Source organism: candidate division WOR-3 bacterium (assembly GCA_013177935.1).
GTDB lineage: Bacteria > Hydrothermota > Tepidihabitantia > Tepidihabitantales > Tepidihabitantaceae > Tepidihabitans.
The window spans coordinates 181,602-207,471 of the sequence record JABLXZ010000004.1; the positions used below are offsets into that span (position 1 = coordinate 181,602).

General features: G+C 53.6%; 21 protein-coding genes and 5 tRNA genes. 2 read left to right on the plus strand and 24 right to left on the minus strand.

The window, feature by feature from the left end:
- Window positions 1-2 precede the first annotated feature (2 nt).
- The 15 genes from rpoB to HPY86_07535 all read right to left on the minus strand — a co-directional run bounded on the left by rpoB (window position 3) and on the right by HPY86_07535 (window position 12,084).
- The gene (rpoB, locus tag HPY86_07465; protein ID NPV14753.1) at window positions 3-3,980 is read right to left on the minus strand and encodes a DNA-directed RNA polymerase subunit beta; all 3,978 of its coding nucleotides are present in this window, start codon (window positions 3,978-3,980) and stop codon (window positions 3-5) included.
- 100 nt (window positions 3,981-4,080) lie between these two features.
- Window positions 4,081-4,476 carry a 50S ribosomal protein L7/L12 gene (rplL, locus tag HPY86_07470; protein ID NPV14754.1) on the minus strand — a complete coding sequence of 132 codons (396 nt, stop codon included), beginning with the start codon at window positions 4,474-4,476 and terminating at the stop codon, window positions 4,081-4,083.
- A gap of 126 nt (window positions 4,477-4,602) precedes the next feature.
- On the minus strand, window positions 4,603-5,154 hold the full coding sequence (locus tag HPY86_07475) for a 50S ribosomal protein L10 (GenBank protein ID NPV14755.1): 552 nt from the start codon (window positions 5,152-5,154) through the stop codon (window positions 4,603-4,605).
- Window position 5,155: 1 nt separating this feature from the next.
- Entirely contained in the window at window positions 5,156-5,866 is a 711-nt protein-coding gene (locus HPY86_07480) for a 50S ribosomal protein L1 (protein NPV14756.1), read from the minus strand.
- Window positions 5,867-6,298 carry a 50S ribosomal protein L11 gene (gene rplK / locus HPY86_07485; GenBank protein ID NPV14757.1) on the minus strand — a complete coding sequence of 144 codons (432 nt, stop codon included), beginning with the start codon at window positions 6,296-6,298 and terminating at the stop codon, window positions 5,867-5,869.
- Between the two features lie 11 nt (window positions 6,299-6,309).
- Window positions 6,310-6,834, minus strand: coding sequence for a transcription termination/antitermination factor NusG (nusG, locus tag HPY86_07490; GenBank protein NPV14758.1), 525 nt, complete (start codon window positions 6,832-6,834; stop codon window positions 6,310-6,312).
- A 17-nt stretch (window positions 6,835-6,851) separates the two neighbouring features.
- Window positions 6,852-7,043, minus strand: coding sequence for a preprotein translocase subunit SecE (secE, locus tag HPY86_07495; protein NPV14759.1), 192 nt, complete (start codon window positions 7,041-7,043; stop codon window positions 6,852-6,854).
- Window positions 7,044-7,053: 10 nt separating this feature from the next.
- Window positions 7,054-7,126: transfer RNA gene (locus HPY86_07500), tRNA-Trp, on the minus strand.
- Complete coding sequence (gene rpmG / locus HPY86_07505; GenBank protein NPV14760.1) at window positions 7,125-7,271, minus strand: 50S ribosomal protein L33; 147 nt, start codon at window positions 7,269-7,271, stop codon at window positions 7,125-7,127. The genes HPY86_07500 and rpmG overlap by 2 nt, the downstream gene beginning before the upstream one ends.
- A gap of 4 nt (window positions 7,272-7,275) precedes the next feature.
- Window positions 7,276-8,478, minus strand: a complete 1,203-nt coding sequence (tuf, locus tag HPY86_07510; GenBank protein ID NPV14761.1) for an elongation factor Tu — start codon at window positions 8,476-8,478, stop codon at window positions 7,276-7,278.
- 99 nt (window positions 8,479-8,577) lie between these two features.
- Window positions 8,578-8,650: transfer RNA gene (locus tag HPY86_07515), tRNA-Thr, on the minus strand.
- Between the two features lie 90 nt (window positions 8,651-8,740).
- Window positions 8,741-8,811: transfer RNA gene (locus HPY86_07520), tRNA-Gly, on the minus strand.
- A 22-nt stretch (window positions 8,812-8,833) separates the two neighbouring features.
- A tRNA-Tyr gene (locus tag HPY86_07525) sits at window positions 8,834-8,916 on the minus strand.
- Window positions 8,917-8,926: 10 nt separating this feature from the next.
- Window positions 8,927-8,999 (minus strand) — tRNA-Thr (locus tag HPY86_07530).
- A gap of 187 nt (window positions 9,000-9,186) precedes the next feature.
- Complete coding sequence (locus HPY86_07535) at window positions 9,187-12,084, minus strand: S8 family serine peptidase (protein NPV14762.1); 2,898 nt, start codon at window positions 12,082-12,084, stop codon at window positions 9,187-9,189.
- A gap of 363 nt (window positions 12,085-12,447) precedes the next feature.
- Between HPY86_07535 and HPY86_07540 the strand changes: the two genes are divergently transcribed.
- Both HPY86_07540 and HPY86_07545 read left to right on the plus strand, forming a co-directional pair.
- Window positions 12,448-13,047, plus strand: coding sequence for a divalent-cation tolerance protein CutA (locus HPY86_07540; GenBank protein NPV14763.1), 600 nt, complete (start codon window positions 12,448-12,450; stop codon window positions 13,045-13,047).
- Window position 13,048: 1 nt separating this feature from the next.
- Window positions 13,049-14,650, plus strand: a complete 1,602-nt coding sequence (locus HPY86_07545) for a hypothetical protein (protein NPV14764.1) — start codon at window positions 13,049-13,051, stop codon at window positions 14,648-14,650.
- Between the two features lie 33 nt (window positions 14,651-14,683).
- Here the strand turns inward: HPY86_07545 and ftsY are convergent, their stop codons facing one another.
- The 9 genes from ftsY to HPY86_07590 form a co-directional block, all read right to left on the minus strand.
- Window positions 14,684-15,532: a signal recognition particle-docking protein FtsY gene (gene ftsY / locus HPY86_07550; protein ID NPV14765.1), complete on the minus strand. Its 849-nt coding sequence runs from the start codon at window positions 15,530-15,532 to the stop codon at window positions 14,684-14,686.
- Window positions 15,533-19,075, minus strand: coding sequence for a chromosome segregation protein SMC (gene smc / locus HPY86_07555; GenBank protein ID NPV14766.1), 3,543 nt, complete (start codon window positions 19,073-19,075; stop codon window positions 15,533-15,535).
- 97 nt (window positions 19,076-19,172) lie between these two features.
- The gene (locus tag HPY86_07560; GenBank protein ID NPV14767.1) at window positions 19,173-19,733 is read right to left on the minus strand and encodes a Spy/CpxP family protein refolding chaperone; all 561 of its coding nucleotides are present in this window, start codon (window positions 19,731-19,733) and stop codon (window positions 19,173-19,175) included.
- 17 nt (window positions 19,734-19,750) lie between these two features.
- Window positions 19,751-20,227: a periplasmic heavy metal sensor gene (locus tag HPY86_07565; GenBank protein ID NPV14768.1), complete on the minus strand. Its 477-nt coding sequence runs from the start codon at window positions 20,225-20,227 to the stop codon at window positions 19,751-19,753.
- The gene (locus tag HPY86_07570; protein ID NPV14769.1) at window positions 20,227-20,637 is read right to left on the minus strand and encodes a hypothetical protein; all 411 of its coding nucleotides are present in this window, start codon (window positions 20,635-20,637) and stop codon (window positions 20,227-20,229) included. Before HPY86_07570 ends, HPY86_07565 begins: the two co-directional genes overlap by 1 nt.
- A gap of 38 nt (window positions 20,638-20,675) precedes the next feature.
- Entirely contained in the window at window positions 20,676-21,227 is a 552-nt protein-coding gene (locus tag HPY86_07575; protein ID NPV14770.1) for a sigma-70 family RNA polymerase sigma factor, read from the minus strand.
- A 32-nt stretch (window positions 21,228-21,259) separates the two neighbouring features.
- The gene (locus HPY86_07580; GenBank protein ID NPV14771.1) at window positions 21,260-21,913 is read right to left on the minus strand and encodes a glutaredoxin; all 654 of its coding nucleotides are present in this window, start codon (window positions 21,911-21,913) and stop codon (window positions 21,260-21,262) included.
- Between the two features lie 35 nt (window positions 21,914-21,948).
- Entirely contained in the window at window positions 21,949-24,876 is a 2,928-nt protein-coding gene (locus HPY86_07585) for a T9SS type A sorting domain-containing protein (GenBank protein ID NPV14772.1), read from the minus strand.
- Window positions 24,873-25,415 (minus strand): macro domain-containing protein, encoded by a 543-nt coding sequence (locus HPY86_07590; protein NPV14773.1) that lies wholly within the window; start codon window positions 25,413-25,415, stop codon window positions 24,873-24,875. The genes HPY86_07585 and HPY86_07590 overlap by 4 nt, the downstream gene beginning before the upstream one ends.
- Window positions 25,416-25,870 lie beyond the last annotated feature (455 nt).

Below are 25,870 nucleotides of genomic sequence, written 5' to 3' on the forward strand. Positions count from 1 at the left end.
CCTTACGCCTCCCCTTTCTCGCCCTTCTTTTCCTGCTCTGGCACCAGTTCCAATCCCAGCCCCTGCAACTCCTTTACCAGCACCATAAACGACGCCGGTGCTTTGGGCTTGGGTGGATTCTTGCCGCGTGCTAGCGCCTCGTAAAGTGCGCTTCGCCCTTCGACATCATCGGACTTAATTGTCAGTACCTCCTGAAGGGCATGAGCCGCTCCATATGCCTCGAGCGCCCATACTTCCATCTCGCCAAACCTCTGGCCCCCGAACTGTGCCTTACCACCTAAAGGCTGCTGGGTAATCAATGAATAACGACCGGTCGAGCGGGCATGAATCTTATCATCGACCATATGAATAAGTTTCATCATATACATCACACCCACCGTGACCTTGCCCTCAAATCGCTCACCGGTGCGGCCATCGTAAAGCACCACCTTACCGTCTTCGGGCAGTCCCGCTTTACGCAACTCCTCCTTAATTTCTTCGGGCGTTGCGCTTTCAAACACCGGACACACCGCCTGGTATCCTAAAATCTTCGCCGCCCAGCCCAGATGTGCCTCAAGCACCTGCCCGATATTCATTCGCGATGGCACCCCCAGAGGATTCAACACCATATCGACCGTAACCCCCCGCATCTCCTTCAAAGTGGCAGAAACCTTCTCCTCTCCCGGGTCTACCGCAAGAAATGGCATATCCTCAACCGGCAAGACCTTCGCCACGACACCTTTATTACCGTGGCGCCCTGCCATTTTGTCACCAACCGATAGTCGCCGCTTCTGGGCAATAAAAACAGTAACCCAGCGCAGCACCCCGTGCGGCAACTCGTCACCGCGCGTAACCCGCTCCACCTCATCATCCCGCTCCCGCTTTGCTTGCGCCACCGCTTCCTCGTACTCTTCGAGCGCTTTGTTTATCTGCTCCTGAAGCCGCGGATTTGAAACCAGTTGAGCAATGTTTACCACGCTCGGGAAATCTTCACTATTCAGAAACTCATCATCCATCACCAATCCGGCTTTATGTACAACTTTCCCGCTCCGCGTCTTAGCGTTTGCTGCCGCCTTGTGGCCCCGGAGGATAGAACGCAACTTTTCATCCCGGCGCTCGGCAAAAAACTCCTTCTTAACCTCAAATTTACGATTCGCCTCCTCAATGCGCTCCCGTTCCAGCCTTCGGGAAAGCGCATCATTCAGTTTGCGGGAAAGAATTCGGCGTTCGACGACCGTACCAAAAACTCCCGGCTCTACCCGCAGCGAACTATCGCGCACATTAGCCGCCTTCTCTCCAAAAATCGCCCGTAACAACCGTTCCTCCGGGGTGTACTCGGTCTCGCCTTTGGGCGTAATTCTGCCCACTAAAATATCGCCCGGACCCACCTCAGCGCCAACCCGGACAATGCCAAACTCATCGAGATTGCGAAGCTCATCCTCACTGGCACCAGGAATATCACGGGTAATTATTTCGGGTCCCAGCCTTGTCTCCCGGGCCTGAATTTCAAACTCAAGAATTTGAATTGATGTAAAGGCATCCTCTTTCAGCAGATTTTCCGAGACGATAATCGCATCTTCATAATTGTAGCCGCGCCAGGGTACAAATGCGACCAGAACATTTCGCCCGAGCGCCAGTTGGCCACCATCGGTCGCCGGACCATCAGCAAGAATACCACCCTTTTTCACCTCGTCGCCCGGTTGGACTACCGGCCGCTGCGTGAGACAGGTGTACTGATTTGACTTTCGGAACTTTGTCAAGCGGTACTCCTTCAATCCGCTCTCCGTCCGCATCGTAATCGTCCGGGCATCAACTTGCGTCACAATACCATCCTCTTCCGCAAGCAACACCGCTCCTGACTCACTGGCAAACTTACCTTCAACACCGGTTGCTACTACTGGCTTTTCCGGCACCAGCAGCGGGACCGCTTGCCGCTGCATATTCGCTCCCATCAATGCGCGGTCGGCATCGTCATGCTCGAGAAACGGAATCATCACCGTCGAAGGGGCAAACAGCTGCTTGGGTGAAACATCCATAAAATCGACCTGCTCTGGTGGCACACTTATCACATCACCACGCCGCCGGCAGATGACCTCTTTTTCCGCAAACCGTCCATCGGGCAAGAGTTCGCTCGTGTACTGAGCGATCGTATAGCGGTCCTCCTCTTCCGGAGTGAGATAAATCTCCTTCCCCTTACCCATAATCACCCTACCATCTTTCACCCGCCAGTAAGGCGTGCTGATAAACCCATAATGGTCAATATCAGCATAAGTGGATACCGTCGCAATCAATCCAATATTAGGACCTTCGGGCGTTTCAATTGGACAAATTCTACCGTAATGCGAGTAATGGACATCACGCACCTCGAACCCTGCTGTTTCCTTTGTTAAACCACCAGGACCAAGAGTGGAAACCCGTCGCTTATGGGTCAACTCTGCCAGCGGATTGGTCTGCTCCATAAACTGGCAAAGCTGATTCTGGGTAAAAAACTGCATTATAGCATTGGCGACCACCCGGGTATTTACCAACTCCTGGGGAACAAGCGCACTGTCCTCGATAAACGCCGCCCGTTCCCTTATGTTCTGGGCGAGTTGTAAGAGTGCCTGCCGAACTTGATTCTCTAAAAGCTCGCCTACCCGTCGCACCCGGCGACTTCCTAAATGGTCAACATCATCTGTGCCGTAACGAACTACATCGCCATTGGGTTTGAAACCATTGGCACGCAATCGACTCTGCGCCTGCTCGCCAACTTTGCTATCCCAGTAAGTCAAAAGTAACGAGTGCCGATACTGGTCATAGATATATCCATCCGGTTGACAATCACCATCCTTCAAAATTCTTAAAACCCGGTCCCGCTCCTCGGCACTATCGCAAGCCAGAAGAATCGTGAAATACTGGCTCTCATCTGCGAGCCTGATAAGATACCTTGTGATGGCAACAATATCTGCTGGAGTCAGAGTCGTAACGCCATCGGGCGCACTCAAAAATAACCGTCGATTTAGTTTGTATCTACCCACCGCACCCAGGTCAAAACGCCGATTGTCAAACAGCATTCCCAATATCATCTGCTGGGCGATATCAAGCGAATGGGGCGCAATCGACCGTAACCGGTAGTAAATCCGCTTAATTGCGTCTTCGGCTGATGTTGAACGGTCCTCTTTGAGCGTGTTGACAATGATACCCAAACCAGGCTGTCCTTGCGGTGCAATCAGCGCCTTGGTGACACCGCGGTTATGGAGCAGTTCAATTAATCCCTCGGTCAGCCGTTCGCCGGCACGAGCATAAACCTCTCCCGTCGCTGAATCAACAACATCCTGAACCAGAACATCGCCCGGTTGCAGGACACGCTCTTCGGTATAAAAGAGGCTCTTCAGTACATCAACATGGGTTAAGCCAATGGCGCGAAAGAAAGTTGCTGCCGGAATGCGCCGTTTGCGGTCGAGCAAAACAACGAGCTCACCGCCCTTATCAACGACCATCTCAAACCATGCACCGCGCAGGGGTACAAGTAAAGCCGAGACCTCTTCACCTTCTCGGGTGAAGTAAACACCAGGGGAACGATGCAACTGACTGACCACAACCCGTTCCACACCGTTGATGATAAACGAGCCACCGCGGGTCATCCAGGGGAACTCGCAGAAATAAACTTCCTGCTCAATAATATCGCGCACCTCATCAGAACCTTTCCCAAACCCCTTTTTCACCAACCGGAAAAACACCTTTAGGGGCCGGGAATAAGTTACACCTCGCGCCGTAGCCTCTTCCGGTGAATAACGAGGGGTGCCAAATTCATACCGGACATACTCGAGACGGAAGTTCTTGTGTTCGTCCTCAATGGGAAACATCTCTCGAAACACCGCCTCCAGCCCCTCTACCCGGCGTTCGGCGGGCGCTACATCAGCCTGGGTAAAGTGCGCAAAAGATTCAATCTGCAAAGAGAGCAAGCTGGGAATCTCCAGCGGCGTCTCCCGGTGGGCAAAGTTTTTCTGCATCATTTTCACCACGCTACCCCCTTAAATTACCAAGGCAAAAAATTCTTGCCTCTAAATTCGACCCTGGCAACCCGGTCTGTTGCCCCTGCTCTACGGTGGTTCCGACACTTCACTTTATTTCCACCTTTGCGCCCACCTCTTCAAGTTTTGCCTTCAGCTTTTCCGCCTCCTCTTTTGTGGCGTTCTCTTTTATCACACTTGGCGTTTTGTCAATGATATCCTTTGCCTCTTTAAGCCCCAGCTGTGTCAAAGCCCTGAGCTCCTTCAACACCTGAATCTTTTTGTCCCCAACCGAAACCAGGGTCACGGTGAACTCAGTCTTATCCTCAGCCTTCGCTTCACCCGCGGCTGGCGCACCAGCGGCTTGCGGCACCGCTCCGGCCGCAACAAACGCTGGCGCCGTTACCCCAAACTTATCTTTAAGTTCTTTGACCAGTGCGGCAAGTTCCGTCACGGTCAGGCTCTCAATTGTTGAGACCAACTGCTGGATTTTATCCTCTGCCATAAATCCTCCTGTTCTCCTTTCCTTTGCCAAAAATAGGGTCCAGAACTGAGTATCGGTTATGACCTGTTTTCAGGTCAACCGATAAAACCCGATGTTTTTTAACTACATTACTTAGAAGCAGCAATTTTACTCTCCTGCTGGAACTTCCGATTTCGCCTCTGCTCGAGGGCGACGAGAAATCTCTTCCAATGCCCATACCAGCTCTCCTAACAATCCCTCTAACACACCGACCAGTCCGGACAGCGGGGAGCTGAGCAATCCCACCAGCTGCGCCCGGACATCCTCTTTTGTGGGCAATGTTGCCAGCAACTCAAACTGCGATGCTGGATAAATCGTCTTTTCGAGATAAGCACCCTTGAATTTGATCCCGGACACCAGTTCCTTCGCCTCTTTCAAAAGCCGGGCTGGTGCCACCGGGTCTTCGGGTGCAAATATCAGCGAAGTCGGACCGCGCAGTATGTCGGCAATTGCTCTGGGCACACCGCACTCCTCGAGCGCCCGCAGCGCTAAGGTATTTTTCACAACCTTAACCGTTAAATTCTTCTCCCGGGCGCGGCGCCGCAACTCATTAAAATCGTTCGCCGCCACACCGGTAAAGTCCACAAAAAAAATCGACTGCGCCCGTCCAATCTGTTCTCGTAACTCCTCAATAACCTTAGTCTTTTCTTCTTTTGCCATATTACACCTCGCGTCTTACCGAATCGGTAAACTCTTTTGGGTCAACCCGTACCCCAACACCCATCGTCGAAGAAAGCACTACTTTTCGAATAAACTGCCCCTTGGCACTCGCGGGTTTACTCCTTATCAACTCCGCCATAAACGAACGAATATTTTCTATTAGCTGCTTTTCATCAAAAGAGACCTTTCCCACCGCCGCATGAACATTGCCCGTTTTATCCGTTCGATAACTAATCCGTCCCGCTTTAAGTGCCTTAATTGCCAGCCCGATGTCAAAAGTAACCGTCTGGGTTTTCGGGGACGGCATCAACCCTTTGGGTCCTAAAATTTTACCTAGCCGTCCGACACCCGCCATCGTATCCGGAGTTGCAACCGCCACATCAAAATCGGTCCATCCCGAACTAATCTTTTCAATCAAATCCTCAAAGCCCACATAGTCAGCACCAGCCGCCTGGGCTTCATCCACCTTATCACCCTTCACAAATGCCAAAACTCGCACCTTTTTCCCCGTCCCATGCGGTAAACTTACTGTGCCGGAAACCATCTGGTCCTGCTTCTTCGGGTCAATTCCTAATTTCACCGCCACCTCAACCGACTCATCGAACTTCGCATTGGCATTTTCCTTTACCAAACGCACCGCTTCATTCAGGGAATAAAGTCGATTCCGGTCCACCTTCTGGCGCAACTGTTCATATCGTTTGCTGTGCCTCATTTAATCCTCCTCCACGGTCAGACCCATCGACTTTGCCGTACCCTCGATAATCCGCATCGCCGCCTCAATACTGGCAGCGTTCAAATCCTTCATCTTCCGCTGGGCGATATTTCGCAAAACCGACCGCTTAACCACACCAACCTTTGCGCGATTAGGTTCGCCCGAACCCTTTGCCAGACCAACCGCCTGTTTTAACAGCACCGATGCTGGTGGGCTCTTTATTTCAAAGGTAAACTTGCGGTCCGAGTATATTGTCACCACAACCGGAATAATCATTCCTGGTGGCTCCTTACGCGTCGCCTCGTTAACCGCCTTAATAAACTCTGCAATATTAACACCGTGCTGACCCAATGCCGGGCCCACCGGCGGTGCCGCTGTTGCCTGTCCCGCCGGTATCTGAAGTTTTACCACCGCCTGAACTTTCTTCGCCATAAACTTGCCTCCTAAATCGGCTGGACCTCAAGAAAATCGAGGTCGATTGGCGTCGGTCTGCCAAATATCGTCACAATAACTTTGACCCGCCGCCGCTCACTCATAATTTCTTCCACTGTACCGGTAAAACCGGCAAACGGACCCTTGGTCACCTTCACCGTCTCACCCTTCTCAAATGGCGCCTCGGGCTGCACCTTGTCCGCCCCTCGCTCCACCTGCTCCAGCATTGCCATTACTTCACCCTCGGTGAGTGCCAGTGGCTCCTTCTTCGTGCCCAGCATATGGGTCACGCCCGGAATCGAGGTAACCAGTTTCAGTGCTTCCTCGTTGGGTTCCATTTCAACAACGATGTAACCGGGATAAAGCCGCCTTTCCTCTGCAACAATCTTCGACTTGCGCACTCGCGCCACCCGTTCCGAAGGAACCATTACTCGACCAAAAAACTCCTTTAAACCTTTCGCCTCAATCGCCTTCTCTAACAGCTCCTTCACCTTTTTCTCCCGACCGGTGTAGGTGTGTACAACAAAAAACTTCATCGCCATGCTTTACTACGTCAACGGAGTATCAAAGCCAGAAGATGGGAAAAGATGAAATCACACAACCCGATAAACGCCGCCAGTACCGCCGAAAACACAATGACAACCAATGTGGTTGTCCATAACTCGCGTGGTTTCGCCCAGGAAACCTTTTTCATCTCGGCAACCACATCTTTGATATACTCTTTAAGTCGCTTTATTAAGTTCATCTTTCTTCTACAGGCCAGGAGGGATTTGAACCCCCATCCTTCGGATTTGGAGTCCGCTGCTCTACCGTTAGAGCTACTGGCCTATTTAACCTCCTTGTGCACAGTGTGTTTCCGGCAGACCGGACAAAACTTTTTAATCTCCAGCCGCTCGGTCTTCTTCTTATTCTTGTTGGTATGATAATTCCGATTTTTACACTCGGTACAGGAAAGAGTAACAAATATCCGCATCGCACTACTCGATAATCTCCACTACCGTGCCAGCACCAACGGTCCGACCACCCTCACGGATGGCGAACTTAGAATTCTGCTCCAGAGCCACGGGTGTAATCAACTCAATTTCCATTGTCACATGGTCTCCGGGCATAACCATCTCCACCCCGGGTGGCAGCTGCACTGTTCCGGTAACATCGGTCGTCCGGATGTAAAACTGCGGCCGATATCCCGGGAAAAACGGCGTGTGTCTGCCGCCCTCTTCCTTCGTAAGAACATAAACTTCCGCCTTAAACTTCTTGTAGGGCTTAATCGAGCCCGGAGCGGCAATCACCATCCCACGCTCCACCTCATCTTTCCCGACGCCCCGTAACAAAAGACCAACATTGTCTCCAGCCCGGGCATCATCCAGAATCTTGCGGAACATCTCGATACTGGTCACTACAACCTTGTCGTGCTTACCGAATCCAACAATCTCGACCTCACTACCCGGTTTAAGAACGCCTCGCTCTACCCGGCCCGTAACTACGGTCCCTCGTCCAGTAATCGAAAAGATGTCTTCAATCGGCATCAAGAATGGCTTGTCAATATCGCGTACCGGCTCCGGAATGAAGTCGTCCAGCGCCTTTATCAACTCCCAGATTGAATCAACATTGGGTCCTGAATCCTCCTGCAACGCCTTCAACGCACTACCTTTAATAATCGGTGTCTTATCCCCGGGAAATTCGTACTTATTGAGAATGTCCCGAATCTCCTCAGAAACAAGTTCCACCAAATCCGGGTCATCCACTAAATCAACCTTATTCAGATAGACAACGATTGCCGGCACATTGACCTGCCGTGCCAGAAGGACATGTTCTGTTGTCTGAGGCATCGGACCATCTGCCGCCGACACCACAAGAATCGCGCCGTCCATCTGCGCCGCGCCGGTAATCATATTCTTGATATAGTCGGCGTGACCCGGACAGTCGATATGCGCATAGTGCCGTTTTTCACTCTCATACTCCACATGAGAAACGGCAATGGTCAAAATTTTGGTCTCGTCCCGGCGGCCATGGGCTTCACTTGCCTTTGCCACCTGGTCGTAGGTTGTGTAGGTGGCGAGACCTTTTGTTGCCAGCACCTTGGTGATGGCAGAAGTCAGTGTCGTCTTGCCGTGGTCCACGTGACCTATCGTCCCGACATTGACATGTGGCTTCTTACGTTCAAACTTTGCCTTAGCCATTTTCTTATCCTCCTTACTTGGCTATGTTCACTCCCACAACTTTAAACAAAACGTCCACTCCTTGGCGCTTCTGCCTGAGCGACGCAACTCTAACTCTTCAGCCCACGGCCGGAATTGAACCGGCGACCTCTTCCTTACCAAGGAAGTGCTCTGCCGACTGAGCTACATGGGCAATTTTTCACAGTTCTGAAATTATACGATTAAATTTTTATCTGTCAACAACTAACTGATTAAAAAATAATAGGTAAAAAACAACCCATCCAGCGGGCGATGGGAGTCGAACCCACGCAAACAGCTTGGAAGGCTGTTGTGCTACCATTACACCACGCCCGCACCGTACGGGCAAAACCGATGATGGACGGGGAAGGATTCGAACCTCCGTAGGCGTTCGCCAGCAGATTTACAGTCTGCCCCCTTTAACCACTCGGGAACCCGTCCAAAATTTTCCAGCCGACAGAGGGAGTCGAACCCCCGACCTGAGGTTTACAAAACCTCTGCTCTACCGGCTGAGCTATGTCGGCAAAACTGTCGGGCGGTCCAACCCGCCCTGTTTTTAACTATAACCCAAAATGTACCAACGGTCAAGTTTATTCTTCGGGTGACCCAAACATCTTAATCTGCCCCTACCACTGGCAATATATATCTCTAATTTATAAAGAAAACCGGGGCTGAGACTTATTTGCCCAGCCCCGGTTGTTATCTTGTGCTCTATTTTGTCAGAACCAGTTTACCCCAGGCTTCGTCGGTTGCGCTCTTAACCCGGTAGAAGTAAACACCGCGCGCCACTTCGCGACCTTCATCGTCTCTGCCATCCCAGACAAAGTCCGCCCCGGTCGTTACCGACTTCGCCCGCGCCACACTCTTTACCAGCCGTCCGGTGTTGTCGTACACCAGCAGGTCAACATTGGAAGGCTGATTGAGTGTAACCGAGAGCACCGTTCTACCGGTAAACGGATTGGGACGGGCAGCAACCGAGAGCGCTCGGTTCTCACCAGGCAGTTCAACCTTTTCCTCCTCGGTGCCGGTCGCACCCATATTGAAGCCAACCACCTTGAGAATCTGGTTGTTGTTACCGGAACTGTACTGCATAATCGTCACCCAGTAGGAGCCGTCGCGCGGGTCGTACTCAATCCCCCGCATATTCCATTCGGTGTTGGCGAACCGGAACCGATTGCGCAGTGTGCCCGTTACCCGGTCAATCTCCATCATCGCACAGGAGTCAAGGGTCGTACCGGAAGCGTCGAAGAAGGAGTACATATTCAAAAGTGAAGGGGCGTTGCTCGGCGCCCGGTAGTCAAGTGCCAGACAGCGTGTGCCATAATACCAGGCAACCGGATGAACAATCGTGTCCTGTATGTTGCCCAGCGTATCGTAAACGAAAATCATCTGCTGGGTAGTGGTACGCCGGTCGCTCACATAAACCTGATGGGTTGCCTCATACTCAACCACACCGCACGGGTATTCTGCCTGAGGAACGGTGAAGTACCTAATTACCGAACCGGTTGGTGTAATCTTGTACACCCGCTTTGACGGATTGGCAACAACCCAGAAGGTGTTGTCGTAGGCGTTGTAGGCGATATCGGTGCAGGAGTCTTCAGGCAGAGTAATTGTGCCCCGTGCCTGAAGCAAAGAGTCCGATGTGTACTTGTAGAGTGTAGCGCTCATAAAGTAGATGCAGTAAATCAGGCTATCCCGGCTGTTGTAGGCAACACCGTAAAGACCCCAATCGGTCGGCATACCCGGACACACTCTCGGTCCCCAGATGATGGTTCCAGGCTGAGGTGGTGGTTCACCAATACGCAGGGTAATCGGGATTCTGGTTGCATAGTCGGCACTGTCACCGGTTACATACAGAGTGCAGGCGACATTTGTCCCGGGTGGAATCGTTCCTGCCGCGGTAACCGCAATCGGGTCGGCGGTGTTCGTCGCCTCGCTGCCTGAAGGGATGTTGCCCCAGGTGCCAAGCGAATCGGTCACAGTCAAGCGGGCATCAAACGCCCTAAAAGTTCCTGCGGTGTTGTTACAGCCAGCACCACCGGAGTTGCGCAGTGTTATGCGCAAGCGCGCCGATTCGCCCGGGTCAACTCTGCCGTTGTTGTTACCACCCGGGGGCGAATCGTGAACCGCTACACCGCGCAACACAATCATCGGACCACCCGAGCCAGTGACATAGTTCACCGCCGCGAGGGCGTCGATTCTGCCGGCACCAAAGTCGTTGTCCTTGCCCGAAGGACCAAGGTCAACCGCGGTCACCTCAAGTATCGAATCCACCACCGCCGGCATCAAATTCGGATTCTTCGACAACATCAGGCAAACCGTACCCGCCACATGGGGCGTCGCCATCGATGTCCCATCCATCAAAGTATAACCACCACCCCGCAGACAGGACTTCACCGCTACACCGGGCGCACTCACATCCGGCTTGGTCAATCCCGGCGGATACACATAGTCGTTGTAGGGCGCTACCGTCTGCCAGGTCACAGGTCCCGGACTGGAAAAGTAGGCAATCGCATCCAGCGAGTCGGTCGCACCAATCGATATTATCCCGGATAAACTACCACTGCCCGTGTTCTGCGGATTCCACCAGGGCGGCGGCACATTGCCCGGACAACGCAACGCATTGGGCGGCGTGGCACTCTGCCGCTCATTGCCCGCCGCAACAATCTGAATCACTCCCGCCGCATTCACATTGTCCGCCACCTGACGCCAGGTCGCCTGATGCGGCGCCCACGCAATCATCCAGCCCAGTGACATCGTGTACAAATCCGCACCATTGCCCGGCGACAAGGGCGGCGCTACCACAAACTGCATCGCCTGCCAGCACTGACTCTCTGCCACCGAATCCGCCACCGTGCGCACCCGACAAACCATTATCCGCGCATCCGGCGCCACTCCACACTGACTGCCACTCGTCCCATCACTCGCCACCGTGCCCGCCGTATGCGTACCATGACCCTGCACATCCATCGGGTCGTTGGTGTTGTTCTCAAAGTTCCAGCCATATCGAGGATAGTTGGGGTCTTCCCACATGTGGTCGGCAAGGTCCGGATGGGTGTAATCACAACCGGTGTCTATGTGACCACACACCACACCAGCACCGGTAAATCCCTGCGCCCACACCTCAGGCGCCCGTATCTTACGCACACCCCAGGCAATCTCATCACCTCCATCAACCTCAATCTGCGGGTCAAGCAAATCTGGACACTGCACCAGGTCGTAGTTCACATAGTGCACATCCGCACGCGCCGCAATCCGCCGAATCACCTCCGGCGTCGCCTCACAGTACACCGCATTCACTATCCACATCGGCCTGATGTCCGCCACCGCTCCCGACTCCACATAAGCGTTGAGTTCCTTCAGCAAATCCGCCTGCTCCCGCGCCGCAAAATCACTCAATATCCGCGCCACCTCCACCCGCCGCTCGCGCCGCGGCATACCATCAACCAAAGAGTACAGCAAATCACGGTCAAACTGCCGCTTCAACACAATCTGCACCGGCAGACGACCACCATCCGCCTCTGCCAAACGCCGCTCTAAGTCCGGACTGATTAGCCCGAAACTTGCGCCAAGCAAAAGCGCAAGCAGCACCAGGACAACTCTTCTCATAACGCCTCCTTTTGAGTTTTAAATTAACCAACCAGCGGCATAACACCTGCTGCTTGTTCAATTATAAGTAGAATCCCATTCCGGTCAATATATGAAAGATATTAAGAGACGCTTACCCCGCTTCGCTTTATTCACCAACTCGCGGCATCAGCAAAAAACTGTAAACAGTGGCAGACAAACTGCAATAGCAAGCCATTGTCCAGTTAAGGCGCAGTTGACTGAAAACCCGTTTACCCATCATTATGACTGTATACTTTAAAGTATAATCAGGCAAAATGGTGTTTTATGTGTAAGTTTTTATTATTCAAAGCGTTAACAAACTGCACCCCATTTTCCATACCCAACCCCGGGGTAGTTTCAGGGATGGTATGGGAAATTCCTAACTTCAGGATTCTTCTCGCACCCTTTGCTCATCTCGCGAAACTAAAACCGAACCATCTTGTGCCCATCCCAAACCACCCCGTACCGGCCATCCAAGGGAATTGCGACCGGCTTTATCTAACAGTCTCAAGGGTGAAACCGCTGAACACCACCCATTCGCGAACGGTGAAATTGATACAGCAAACACTGCCATTACCTCTTGACTACGAGGAAAACTGCCGGCACACTTTTAGGGTGAAAAGTCACTTTTCCTATCTCCAGGTGTTTATCACCGTTCCAGACCGGGCAACCGCCCGAAAAATTACCCGCACTTTACTTGAGAAAAAACTCGCCGCCTGTGTCCAAACAATTGGACCGATTACGAGCCGTTACTGGTGGCAGGGGAAAATTGCCTCCTCCCGCGAGTACCTATGTATTGCGAAAACGGACCGGTCTTCTTACTCGCTACTGGAAAAAACGGTTAAAGCCCTTCACCCCTACGAAGTTCCGGAAATTATCGCCCTGCCGATTGCCACCGGTTACCACAAGTACCTTGACTGGCTCAAAGTCGCGTTGAACCGACCAGACCCGCGCCGCAAGTAAAATGCCCTTACAAGCCCTGCTCGCACAACTCCAGCACCCGGACCCGGCGGTGCGCAGTCATGCGATTGACCAGTTACGCACCATTGAACCGGAAACCGCGGCAGGCGCTCTTGTATTTCTGCTTGACGACCCGGAACCAGCCATCCGGACCAAAACAATCGCCGTGTTAACATCCATGGGAAAGGCAGCCGCCGAACCGGTGATTCGCTATCTCGCTGGCAGTCGGGGACCTCTGGCAGTTGAGATTGTTGAACTGCTTGGCAACCTGAACCATCCGGGCGCAGTTGACATCCTGCTCAACCATCTGAATGAACCAGACCCGGCACTGCGTAAAGCGATTGCCCGGGCGCTGAAAAAAATCAACACCGAACCGGCGGTCTTCGGCTTACTTGAACTGCTCCGCGACCTCAACCCGGAAGTTCAAATCACCGCTGCCCAGGCACTGGGCGAAATCGGCACCCAAGAAGCGGTCAACCCGCTCATCGATGAACTGGCGGATAGCCATCCCGAGGTCCGCCAGGCAGCGGCTCAGGCGTTGGGTAAGATTGGCGACCGTGCCGCTGCGACCGCACTGGCACGGCTTGCGGCTGAAGACCCGTCACCCGAAGTACGCAACACCGCGGTGCGGGCGCTTCAGGAACTTTCCGACCGCTCGGTTAAAAATATCCTTCACTCCCTTTCACCCGACGACCCCGGCGCCGTAAATCAGGTGTTAAATCGGCTGGTTGAACTGGGTGATGCCGCAATTCCGCCCCTTACCGAACTGCTCAACCACGACAACCAGTTTATCCGGGTCATCGCCGCCGAAGCACTGGGAACTCTGGGCAAACCGGTGACAATTGACCTCCTTGCCCGCTTACTACTTGACTCTGATGTCAATGTGCGCATCGTCGCGGTCCGCGCCCTCGGTAAAATCCGCCATCTCCGCGCTGCAGAAAAATTGAGCCATGCCCTGGAAGATGCCGACCCCAAGGTCGCCGGACTCGCGGCAAACCAGCTGGAACTGCTGGGCGAACTGGCGGTTGAACCAACCTTTGCCCTCTTAACCCATCCTTCGGCTGAAGTGCGTGCCCGGGCGATTGATGTCCTGGGCAGGTTGCGCTATCAGGGCGCCTGCGAACGGCTCTGCCTCGGCTTGACCGACAACAATGTCTGGGTGCGAATCGTCTCAGCCCAGGCACTGGGCGAAATCGGTGAACCGTCAGTTGCACCGGCGCTGCTTGCCGCCCTGGACGACACCAATCATATCGTCCGGGCGATGGCGGCGCAGGCACTGGGCAAACTGCGTGATTACCGCTCGAGTATCAAACTTATGGAGATGGCAAACGACCCCAGTGACCTGGTACGCAGTAACACCTTCCGCGCCCTGGGAAAAATTGGCAACCCGGCCGCGGTCCCGTTACTCATCAAAGCCCTTGACGACCCTGAACCGGAGGTCCGCATCGCGGCGATTGAAGCACTCACCGACCTGCGGGTGACCGATATCATTGGAAGACTGCAGCGGATTGCCCGTCCCTGGCCCCTCAGCCGCGAATTAGGAGCGGTAAAGGATATGGCACGCTGGGCAATTGAGACCCTTTCCCGAATAAAACCAAAGGATTAGTGCCGGCTCAGCGCCATGCCGGCGGCAAACTGTTTACCCTTCAAACAGCGCCTTAACATACTCCTCCGGCACAAAAGGCACCAGGTCCTCAACCCCTTCCCCGACACCGACAAACCGCACCGGTAACCCCAGTTCCAGTACCACCGGAATCAAAACCCCGCCCTTTGCGGTGCCGTCCAGTTTCGCCATTATTATCCCGGTAAGCCCCAGTTCCTGATGAAAAGCCAGCGCCTGCTTGATGCCATTCTGGCCCACCGTGGCGTCAAGCACCAGCCAGATTTCTTCCGGGGCACCGGGCTTAACCTTGCCGCAGACCCGTTTTATCTTTACCGCCTCGGCCATCAAATCTTTACGGGTGTGCAGCCGACCCGCGGTGTCAATCAGCACCACATCCCGTTTCTCTCGCACCGCCTTTTGCAGGGTGTCAAACGCCACCGCCGCCGCATCCTGTCCCTTCTGCGAAAACACCAGTTCCACATCAGAACGGTTTGCCCAGATGCGCACCTGTTCTGCCGCCGCATCGCGATAGGTATCCGCTGCTGCGACCAAAACCCGCTTATTCTCACGGGCAAATCGGTAACACAACTTACCGATGGTGGTCGTCTTACCCGAGCCATTCACGCCGACAACCATAATAACCAGCGGCGGCTCAACATCCTTCAAAGGCGCCCGGTTCGCCGCCGCAAAAATCTTGACAATCTCCTTTTTCAGTACTTCCGCGGGCTCACCGTGACTGCGCCGCACCGCCTCAACCAGTTGCGTTGTCGCCTTAACCCCGACATCCGCCGCCAGCAACAACTCCTCCAGCTCCTCGGTATTAACCGACTTGACTAACCGGCGGAAAAACTCTCTGGTCTTTGCCAGCCCCTGCCAGATGCCCATTCAGTTTGACGCCCTTTCTTCTGCTGTACCTTGCTCCTTTGCCCGATACTCGGCAAGACTCACCGAAACCACCTTGGAAACGCCCGGCTCCTCCGCGGTCACGCCGAGCAGGACATCGGCTCGTTCTACGGTAGAACGGTTGTGGGTAATGATAATAACCTGAGTTCGCTCGGAAAGCCGTTTCAGGTAATCGGCAAACCTACCAACATTGACATCGTCCAGCGGCGCATCAACCTCGTCAAGAAAACAGAACGGCGCCGGCTTCACCTGATAAAAGGCGAAAAGCAACGAGACCGCGAGCAGTGCCTTTTCGCCATCGGAAAGTTGCTCGAGCCGTTTCGGATTCTTGCCTCGCGGCTTGGCGATTATCGCCACTTCCGACTCTAACGGATTGGCGTCGTTGACCAGCACCAGGTCCGCTTCACCTTCCAGAAACAACTCCTTAAAAATCTTCTGAAACTCGGCACGGACCCCCTGGTAGGTGGCAAGGAACTGCTCGCGGGCGTGGCGGTCAATCTCAAGCAGCGACTGCTGCAGATTCTCCTGCGCCTGCCGCACATCGTCCCGTTGAAACAGAAGCCGCTCCAGGTCCTTGCGCTCCTCCTCATACTCGGTCGCGGCAAGCGGATTGACCTGTCCCAGCGCCTCAATCCGGTGCCGGACCTTCTGTAATCGCTCTTCAAAACCCTCAACCGTTTCCGGCACAAAGGTCGCAATATCGGTCTGATAACTGGACTGCGCCTCCTCCACCACCGCTTTTATCTTCGTCTCCAGTTCCGCAATTCGCAGCCGCCTTTCGAACAGCACCTTCTGTCCCTGTTCCTGACTCTGGCGCCGCTCGGCAATGTTCTTCTCCAGTACCTCCTGTGCCCGGGCAATCTCCTGAGTACTGAAACGCTCCAGTTCACGCTCCAGCGCCTTCAGTTCCGCCTGTAAACTCGCCAGCGCGCCCTGCCGCTCCTGTGCCTTCACCACCGCACCGCTCTGCTTTTCCTCGGCACGGGCAATTACCTGTTGCGCGGCGTTAATCTCGCGCCGCTTCTCCTCAATCTCCTGACGGATGTGCTCACTCTCCACCTCGAGCCGCTCAATATGGCGCCGTTCTTCGCTCACCGCCGCAAGCAGTTGGGTCGCCTCCTCCAGCCCCTTCTTCACAACTGCCGCCTCCTCGTTTGCCGCACTTTCCACCCGCGCCAGTTCGCCTTTTGCCGCACTTATCAATTGGGAAACATTTGCCCGCTGCTCGTTGATTTCCTCCATCTTCGCCTCAAGCCGTTTTTGGACCCCTTCCAGTCGCACCGCCTCTCCCCTTAATCGCTCCATTTCCCGTTGCAGTTCCGCCCGCAGCGTTTGCGCCATCGCTGACCTTGACTCGGCTCGTACCTGCTCCTTTTCCGAAACGACCGATTCACTTTCTACTCCCTCCAGTTCTTTGATGAGTGCCTCTTTTCTTTGCTCGTCTTCGGCCTCCTCATCGTTGAGCCGTTCAATTTCCCCTCTTATCTCTCTAAGCCGCTGCTCCTTCTCCGCAATTTCCCGACCCAGTGCCAAACGGCTTGCCCCTGAGCCCACAAACACCAGCCTGCCATCACCAAACCAGGCAACCCCATCCGCGCTGACGAAAAAACGTTCCGGAAACCTCTCCTTCAACTCGGCAAGGGCTTGCCGGTCCCGGACCACAAGAAAATTCTGCGCGATTTGAGAAAGTAGCACCGGCGCCTCTAATTTGACCTTTACAAAATCGGCAAGTGTCCCAAGCACCCGTTCATCCTGTATTAAATTATCCGCACCGCTGGTTATCCTGGACCGCGCTGTGTCAACAAGAAATCCAATACGCAACTTTCCTCCGTCCTGCTCCAGTTGTGTCAAACTTTCAGTGCTAAAATCGGAACAGGTGATAAAATCAAGTAAAGGGAAAAACGCCGCTTCACACGCTCGTTCCCAGCCCGGCATCGGCTCAAGAAATTTCCCGGCTTCAACCGCACCCTGTGCCCCCAAAACACCTTTCGCCACCCTTGTCTCCTCCCGGGCAAACCGCGCCGCAAGTCCGGCAAGCGCCTGCTCCAGCAACCCCTTCTCTTCCTGCAGCGCCCGCCGTTTTCGCCTCCTTTCCTCCATCCTCTCCTCAATTGATTTTATCTCGGATTGGAGCGCTGCCACCCGGTCCTGCAATGTCCTCTTTACCGTCTGCGCCTTCTCCACCCCGCTGCTCAACTCCTTCAACTCCATCTCAACCTGCTTAATCCGTTCCGTTATAACTGTCCATTCCTGTCTCACCCGCTCCTGGGCACCAATCGTGTTCTCCAGCTCGGCTTCAGTTTTTGACCGCGCATTGAGTAGCTGTTGCTCCTCTTCAAGGAGATTCTGCAACCGCTCCCGGACCTCCTTCACCTCCTGTTGTCGTCGATACAACTCCTCCTCGTGCGCTTTTGTCTGCTCTCGGGTCTTTTCCAGTTGCCTCAGTACCGCCTCGAGTCGGTGATTCCTTTGGGCTAACTGCTGAACTGTCTGGTCAAAAAGCTGCTCGAGCCGCGCCACCTCCTCTTTCAACCTTGACTGGATTGATTTTGCCTCTTCGGCACGCTGTTTGAGAAACAGCAACTCCTGCCCTTCCATTGCCGCCTGCTTCTCAATTTCGGCAATAAGCTTCCGGCGCCGTTCCACCTCAGCCAGCACCTTTTCCCGTTCGCCTTCAACATCAAGCAACCGGGAGTGAAGCTGTCGCAACTCCGCCTCGAGCCGCTTTATCTCGGTAAGCCGTTCCGCCTCAGACCGCTCTAATGCCTCGACCTCAGCCTTCACCTGTTCCTGTTCCGCAACAAGCCCCTCATAAATCCGTTTCAGTTCAATTAACCTAAGCCCCTTTTCCTCTTCTTTCAGCCGTTGAAACGCCCGCAATTTTCCTGCCTGACGCTGCAGACTGCGCACAATCCGTTCCCTTTCGGCAATAATGTCCTCAAGCCGGGTTAAATCAGCCTGGGTCAACTCCAGTTTGCGCTGACACTCCTCCTTGGCATCCCGGAACTTTGCCAGTGATGCCGCCTCCTCAAACATCTTTCGGATGTTCCCGGCGATTATCTCCCTCATCTGGCGCAGGTCAAATATCGAGTACGCCTTGGTACCAATCCCCTGGGAAAGAAACAGGTCCTGAATATCACGCAACCGGCAGGGCTGGCGATTCAGATAGTACTCGCTTTCCCCGGAACGGAAAAACCGCCTCCGGATTTCCACTTCTGAAACGCCCTCACCCTGGAACCAGGCACTGCTCAATTCCGGACGGTCTTCGGTTGAAAGTAAAAGTTTAACCTCTGCGTAATTCACGGGCGGTGCGGTTGCGGTTCCGGCAAAAATCAAATCCTCGGTTTTGGCACAGCGTAATACCGAGAACGACTGTTCGCCCAGGACCCAACGCAGGGCATCAAGGATATTGGACTTGCCGCATCCGTTGGGTCCCACAATACAGTTCAGCCCAGGCGAAAACCGGACCGTTGTCTTCTCCTGAAAAGACTTGAAACCAAATATCTGTAACTCTTTTATGTACACTTAACTGTAAAATATATGCTCCCTCACCAATTAGTCAACATAAAAAAACCGGGAGCCCAAAAGGAACTCCCGGTTAGACCGAGCCGAAAGGAGGCGTTTAGCGCTGCGGACAGCAGGGCATCGCGCCCGGTCCATCCAGCCCTTCGCCAAAATGGCACTGTCGAGCGCGGCGGCCCATTCCACCCCTACCGCGCATCATACCACGCCCCATACCCATACCAGGCCGAAATGCCTTACGTTGTTCTGGTGTCAACAGGTTGTAAATCTCAATCTGATGATTCACCCGCGCCAGTTCCAGTTTATTCCTCAGTTCGTTAATCTCCTTGACCTTTGCGATAATCTGCTTCGCATCAAACTTCTCCGCCTGCCAGAGCATCGCCAGTTCCAGGTCCTTAATCTTCAATTCTGTCTCCATGGGCATAACCTCTTTTAGATGTTTTATCCGCAGGTTCTGAATTTGCTCACGCTGGGCATCGGTCAGTTCGGGCATATTCATCTTACCCATTCCGGGCATTCCCATCTCATGGCACGGTGGCGCCATCGGTTGCTCAACTGGTGCCGGTGTCTGCTCTGGTTTCGGCGACTGGGCAATTGCCCATCCGGTGACAACCAAAAGTGCCAGTACCGCGATCGTGGTTATTTTAGTTACTCTCTTCATATTATCCTCCTGTTTAGTTAAAATCTTCGCCTGCCCCGTTTATCATCGGGAGGGGGAAACCTTCGTGGTCCGAACGGTGGAGGCGGACCTTCAATCACCTCGCAACACCGTCGCCGCATCATCTCCCGATAAGGTGGTGGCAAGAGTGTTTCACTCTGTCTTCCCATTTCAAACACCTGGCGGTGCATCTCCTGATGCAGCACCCCGATTCGTGTTAGCGTCTGTTCAACCCTTGCCGGGTCCGGGTTCTCCGCAAACCCCAATCGTGCCAGCTCCTGCCGTGCCTTCCAGTACTCAAGGCGCAGCGAATCCATCTTGAAACGATGCTCATCAAGTACGGGCTGCAATTGTGGCCTTAACCTTCGGACAAGATAACGAAAATCTCCTTTTTGCCGCTGCCACCTTCGGTAACGGTAATAAGTGAAGGTCCCAACCGCGGCAAGATTCAGCGCCAGCGAAACCGCAAGTATAAGATAAACCCAGCGTCCTTTCATCACCTACCTCCGCCCCAGAATTCCTCAAGCGTCGGCTCGGCGTTGAGCGTTGCTATCTCGTCACCGGTACCACCGTTACCCGCCAGACCCTGACCAATAACAACCCCGAGCCCAAGACCAATCGCAATCAAGAGCGCCGCGGCAATGCGCCACAGTACCGGGATGAATCGGGGATGAAAAACCTTTTTTTCCTGCAACCGTGCGAGTACCCGCGCCGTCAGATAAGAAGGCATCTCCGGGCTCGGCATTGATTGCAATAGCGCCTTTATCTCCTTTAGCTCCTGAAACTCTTTGCGGCATCCTGCACACCGTTCAAGATGGTCTTCAACCGCGGCGCGCAACTCTGCCGGTGCTTCCCCATCCAGCACCAGAGATAGCATCCTTTTCACCTTGGCACAATTCATCTTCATACTATTAGACCCCTTTCCCTGTGCTTTTCCTGCGGTGTTCATACAATACCTTTCCTTCGCGCCGGAATGAGAATCTGGCGCAGATTTGCCTTTGCCCGAAACAAAAGGGCATCGACTGCGCGCACCGAGCGCCCCATAACCTCAGCAACCTCCCGATAACTCATCCCCTCATAGATGTTCAGAACCAGCGCGGTCCGCTGGTCAGGTGGCAACTGTGCCAGAGCCGCTTTTACCACCTCTTCCCGGCGCTTCTGTTCAAAAACCGTAACCGGCTCATTATTGCTTGAACCGGGCAAAAGTTCAGTCAACTCCTCAACCGGCTTCCTTCTCTTTTTCCAATTAAATGTTAGATTCATTCCAATCCTGAAAAGCCAGGTTTTGAACTCGCTTTTGCCCTTGAAACCACTAAGCGACCGCCACGCCTTGACCCAGGTTTCCTGGGTTAACTCATCAGCATCGGTTGGGTCGCCAACAAGACGGTAGATAAATGCGTATAGTGCTGGACCGTGCTGCCGGACCAGCGTCTCAAATGCGGCTAAATCACCGTTCTGGGCCGAAAGAACCAGTTCCTGGTCGTTGTACTTGTCCAATTATTTAATTATAATAGACAAATTGCTCAGCCCTATCCTGCGCCCGCATCAACCGCCTTCATAACCTCCTGCAGGAACCGCTCCTCTGGTAATGCACCCTCAAACTGATGACGCTGATTGAGCACGGTCTTGGGCACCGCCATCACCTCATAGTAGTTTGCCAGAACCGGAAACTCCTGGGCATCAATGGCGCTTGCGGTAATATTATCACTCTCCATTGCAAAACGATGGGCTAAAGAGACCATCATTGGACAGTATGGGCAGGTCAGAGTAACAAACACATCAATCTTAACCGGCTGGGTAATCTGGCTCAACCTCTCTCTGGTTTCGGGTTTTAACCCGGACTCTCTTTTTCCGACCAGCTGAATCGCATTGACCAGTGAGGTAAACTCATAACCCGCGGGAACGCCATAAAACCTTATCCCGTAATCCTTCTCGCCCGCCACCACCAGTGCCGGCACCCTTTCCACCTTGAACTCCTCCACCTTCTCTTTGTCAAGCAAAAAGTTGTAAACCTCCAGTTTGACCTTATCCGAAAGCGCCGCAATCTCCTCTGCCAGTTGCCGGTTTTCCCGACAGAACTGACACTCCATCTCCTGCGTGAAAACCACCAGCCGCACCGGATTGGGCAAATTTTTGAGAACCGGCTCAAGCTGCCTTTTTACCGATTCCTGAACCAAACTCATTAATCCTCCTTTTTTATCAATTAGACCCCGGGCAATCAGAAATCGGTGCTCAACACCACCACCCGCGCCCGGCTTTTTGTGCCCTCCGTCTCCAATCGGAAGAAGTAGGTTCCGCTCGGAACCCGCCTGCCCTGCTCATCTTTCAAATCCCAGTTGACAACTCGTAAACCCCTTGCCCTACCTTCATCGTTCCATTGACGCACCATTTGACCAAGGCTGTTGTAAACCCTTAAAAGCGCGTGCTCACCATCCCTCAGATGGTAATTGACCAGAACCCTGCCGCGGGTCGGACTGGGCTTGACCGTCAAGCCGTCTGGAGGGTAACCAACCGGGCGCGGTGTCGCTACGCCGGTCATTGTTTGAAATACCGTATTTTCATAGGTAACAATCGCCTCGGGCACTGAATCACCAGTTTGCACCTGAAGCCAGGTGTAGTCGTTTGGTGTCGCAACCGTCAATGGTCCAGAACACTCCTCCCATTCTTCCCACTCAATTACCCGGATGTCATCAAACCAAACCTGACCTATGCCCGAATCCGGTCCTGTGCTCATTAGCAGGACATCAAAGTATCCGCCTGACACCGGTGCCGGTACTTCAGCATAAAACTCCTGCCACTCATTTGTTCCGTTAATTACCGGTAGACTGCAAACCGCAATCCGCATGCCGCCAATCCGGCTGTTGTAAACATTTAACACCACCACCGCACTGCCGCAATTCTCCGTCTTCATCCAGCCGTAAACACCCAGCCGGTGCGAATCTGCCGAGCACACCATCCGCTCCTCAAGATTGGTCACAATCGTCCCGGTCCCAGCGCTCCGGCGCTGGCATAACGACCTTGCACCACGGTGTGCCAGTGAGTCGTAAAACTCATCCGCCTGATTCAACAGCCAGAAACTCGCCCCTTCATCTTCCATATTACCCATCCAGAGCAAATCTCTGCCCAGTCGGATTTGCCACGCCCCAGCCGGAGTAATACTCACAACCGTTGACAGGTCTCCGGTATCATTCAAACTGTGCGGCGCCGACCGATAACCTCCAGAATCGGGCAGCAGTGCCAACACCACACCATACCGCCTCGTCAGACGGTTCATCCTCGTACTGTCCAGCACTATCTCGGCGATCACACTTTCCCGGTCCACGACAAGGTAACTGTTTAACTCGCGGGAACGCCGCGCCAGATAGCGCAGGATTCTTGTTCCCAATTCGCCTCTTGCCCGGTGCGGGATGTAGTCGTCAATGTAAACCGGCACTAACCAGTAGCGGTAAAAACCCCTTTCATCCAAAAGTCCATTGAGAATCACTGAGGGATAGGTTTCCGGATACTCCTGGTCAAACGCAAAATTGCCCAGCGAATGGGCGATCAACTTGCCCTGATAAACCTCAAACCCCTGCAGAATATGGGGATGGTGACAGACCACAAGTTCCGCACCCTGGTCAACAATTCGGCGGCGCAACGCAATCTGACTTGCGGTGGGCTGGAGCGCACCGGGTCTAAACCACTCCTCATCAGCCGGTTCTGGCTGGTACTCTTCGCCTGAATGCAGTTCCACCACCAGAAAGTCCGCAACCCTTTTTGCCCGCTGCAGCGCCTGAAACACCCGAAAGGTGTCAAGGTCGGCAAATCCCGGTTTGTTCTCCCCGGCATTGAGATAAGGTTGATAATTGTCGTACTGACCGGTTCGGTCGCTATAAGCAAGAAACCCGAGCGCGGTTCCGTGCTTCACAAGAAAGACCGGTTGATACGCCTCATAAGCATCTTCACCCGCACCTGAGTACACTATCCCGAGTGTGTCCAGCACCACCTGGGTTTGCCGCAACCCTTCCAGCCCGTAATCAATTATGTGGTTGTTGGCAAGCGAAACCACATCTATTCCGGCAAACTTCAACCCCTGCCCATTAGCCGGCCGGCCCCGGAAAACAATCGGCTTGGTCGGATGCGGCGTACCGCGGTCGGTCAAAGGACACTCAAGATTCGCCACGGTGACATCCGCAACATCACCTAAATAGGGTTTTACCTCCCGAAAAATCGCCTCAACCCCTAAACTGTCAATCAGCGGCTCGTACCGTCTTGCCAGCATCACATCACCGACAAAATTCAATCGCAAAGGATAAGAGCCCGGTCCGGGCTCCAAGTTCACCCGGCACGAGTCCCTGCCCACCCGGCCGCTTTCATCCCTCACCTGAACCAGAACGGTATAGGTGTGATTGTCCCGCACAATATAGGTGTGAATCGGGCAGGAGTCACTACTTGTTGAGTCGTCGCCAAACTCCCAGTGATAAAAATGGGTTCGGCTGTCCGGATCCTGCACCCGGCTGTAAAAGTGTACAGTCAGACTCCAGGTACCATCCTGATTGTCAATCAACCCTGCGGGCACAAACCACGCCTCAACCTCGGGCGCCTGCGGCTGGTCAAGGGTGACATCGGAAATGTCGTCAAAATAGACCTTGCCCCTTGCACCCTGGTCCGCATCGTTGATAAACACCATCCCGTTCAAAGTCGTCAGATGCCCGAACCGGCTCAGCCAATCTGCGCCCACGGGCAAAAGATACCGATTCCAGTTTCGCACCGGAAATGCGCCCTGATAAACGGTCACCCAGCGTGCCGGGTCAACTCGCTCCCGACCAGCAAATGCGTACAAAAGCGTCTCCGTTTCCGACACCAGACCAAACCCCTGGATTGCACCGACACTCTCCACATAAGCCCACACCTCCCACACCTTTGCAGAGTCCAGCGCCATTGGTGGAATCGGTTCAACCTTCCAGGTGTTGCCGAACAGTTTCAAAGCGTAGCGGGAACTGTTATGGGTTAGCGCTGAATCCAGAACCCAGGAGTCGGGCTGAACATCCTCTCCGGGAAATGAGAACAGATTAACATTTCCGGACTCAAAATTCTCAACCGTATCCGCGAAAAATGGCGTCCCAACCGCGCCCAGCGTGAACATCAGCGCTGCGAAAAAACTCACTCCAACCTCTTTGCCATCCGGGTCAGAACAGTCTGGTAAACATCAAGGTCTGCCTCACTATACAAAACAAACCTTATCCGCCGGACAGACTTCAAATCTGGCATCATCTTAAGAACCGTCCTGAGCGCCACCTCTGCCGCCTCTTCAACTGGATAACCAAAGTATCCAGTAGAAATTGATGGAAAGGCGATTGACTTAATCTGGCGCTCCTCGGCAATCTTCAGGGCGTTCTCATAACAGCGGGCAAGAAACTCCTCTTCAGGTTTATCAACCCTGTAAACCGGTCCGAGACAGTGAATCACATATTTATTGGGCAAATTGTGCCCACCGGTAATCACCGCATCACCAGGTTTAATCGGCGCCAGCGGCTTACACTCCTCGTAAAGTCCCGGACCTGCTGCCCGATGAATCGCGCCGGCAACACCGCCACCCGGTGCCAGTCGAGCATTCGCCGCATTCACCACCGCTTCAAACCCCTCCTGCTTTGTAATATCCCCCCGCACACACTCCAGTTCCACATTGCCAATCTTAATTTGCATAACAACCCTTTTTTAATCCAAGCAAAAATTAGACAGTTCTATTATAAAATGGAACTGTACCCGCTGTCAATAAACCGGCATTTCCCCAATACCGGCTTCTGACCACTTTACCGGCAAACTCCTTGGTGTCCAATTGAAACACACCTGGAAAATTATACTTTAAAGTATACAGCAAAATTTGGGGTGTGATGGGATAAGTTTCTGTAATTTAGTGTGTTAAATTGTTTTGACCGCATTTTCCATACCCAACCCCGGGGTAGTTTCAGGGATGGTATGGGATTTTGATGGATTTTCGGTTTAGCCGTGGGTTTTTCCACCATTTTTGACCTGATGCCCGATTTTATCTCTGTTTTGGTGCCGATGTTAGACTGTTCTGTTGTTCCGGAAAAACTCGCAATCGTGCCCGCAAAAGTTCTCCGGCAACCGCTCCTATACGCACCCTATCTTTTGTTCCA

Excerpts from the sequence above, each read along its gene's own strand:
- rplL (NPV14754.1), bottom strand. The coding sequence starts at position 4,476 with ATGGCAGAGGATAAAATCCAGCAGTTGGTCTCAACAATTGAGAGCCTG.
- HPY86_07475 (NPV14755.1), bottom strand. The coding sequence starts at position 5,154 with ATGGCAAAAGAAGAAAAGACTAAGGTTATTGAGGAGTTACGAGAACAG.
- HPY86_07480 (NPV14756.1), bottom strand. The coding sequence starts at position 5,866 with ATGAGGCACAGCAAACGATATGAACAGTTGCGCCAGAAGGTGGACCGG.
- rplK (NPV14757.1), bottom strand. The coding sequence starts at position 6,298 with ATGGCGAAGAAAGTTCAGGCGGTGGTAAAACTTCAGATACCGGCGGGA.
- nusG (NPV14758.1), bottom strand. The coding sequence starts at position 6,834 with ATGAAGTTTTTTGTTGTACACACCTACACCGGTCGGGAGAAAAAGGTG.
- secE (NPV14759.1), bottom strand. The coding sequence starts at position 7,043 with ATGAACTTAATAAAGCGACTTAAAGAGTATATCAAAGATGTGGTTGCC.
- rpmG (NPV14760.1), bottom strand. The coding sequence starts at position 7,271 with ATGCGGATATTTGTTACTCTTTCCTGTACCGAGTGTAAAAATCGGAAT.
- tuf (NPV14761.1), bottom strand. The coding sequence starts at position 8,478 with ATGGCTAAGGCAAAGTTTGAACGTAAGAAGCCACATGTCAATGTCGGG.
- HPY86_07535 (NPV14762.1), bottom strand. The coding sequence starts at position 12,084 with ATGAGAAGAGTTGTCCTGGTGCTGCTTGCGCTTTTGCTTGGCGCAAGT.
- HPY86_07540 (NPV14763.1), top strand. The coding sequence starts at position 12,448 with ATGGTATGGGAAATTCCTAACTTCAGGATTCTTCTCGCACCCTTTGCT.
- HPY86_07545 (NPV14764.1), top strand. The coding sequence starts at position 13,049 with ATGCCCTTACAAGCCCTGCTCGCACAACTCCAGCACCCGGACCCGGCG.
- ftsY (NPV14765.1), bottom strand. The coding sequence starts at position 15,532 with ATGGGCATCTGGCAGGGGCTGGCAAAGACCAGAGAGTTTTTCCGCCGG.
- HPY86_07560 (NPV14767.1), bottom strand. The coding sequence starts at position 19,733 with ATGAAGAGAGTAACTAAAATAACCACGATCGCGGTACTGGCACTTTTG.
- HPY86_07565 (NPV14768.1), bottom strand. The coding sequence starts at position 20,227 with ATGAAAGGACGCTGGGTTTATCTTATACTTGCGGTTTCGCTGGCGCTG.
- HPY86_07570 (NPV14769.1), bottom strand. The coding sequence starts at position 20,637 with ATGAAGATGAATTGTGCCAAGGTGAAAAGGATGCTATCTCTGGTGCTG.
- HPY86_07580 (NPV14771.1), bottom strand. The coding sequence starts at position 21,913 with ATGAGTTTGGTTCAGGAATCGGTAAAAAGGCAGCTTGAGCCGGTTCTC.
- HPY86_07590 (NPV14773.1), bottom strand. The coding sequence starts at position 25,415 with ATGCAAATTAAGATTGGCAATGTGGAACTGGAGTGTGTGCGGGGGGAT.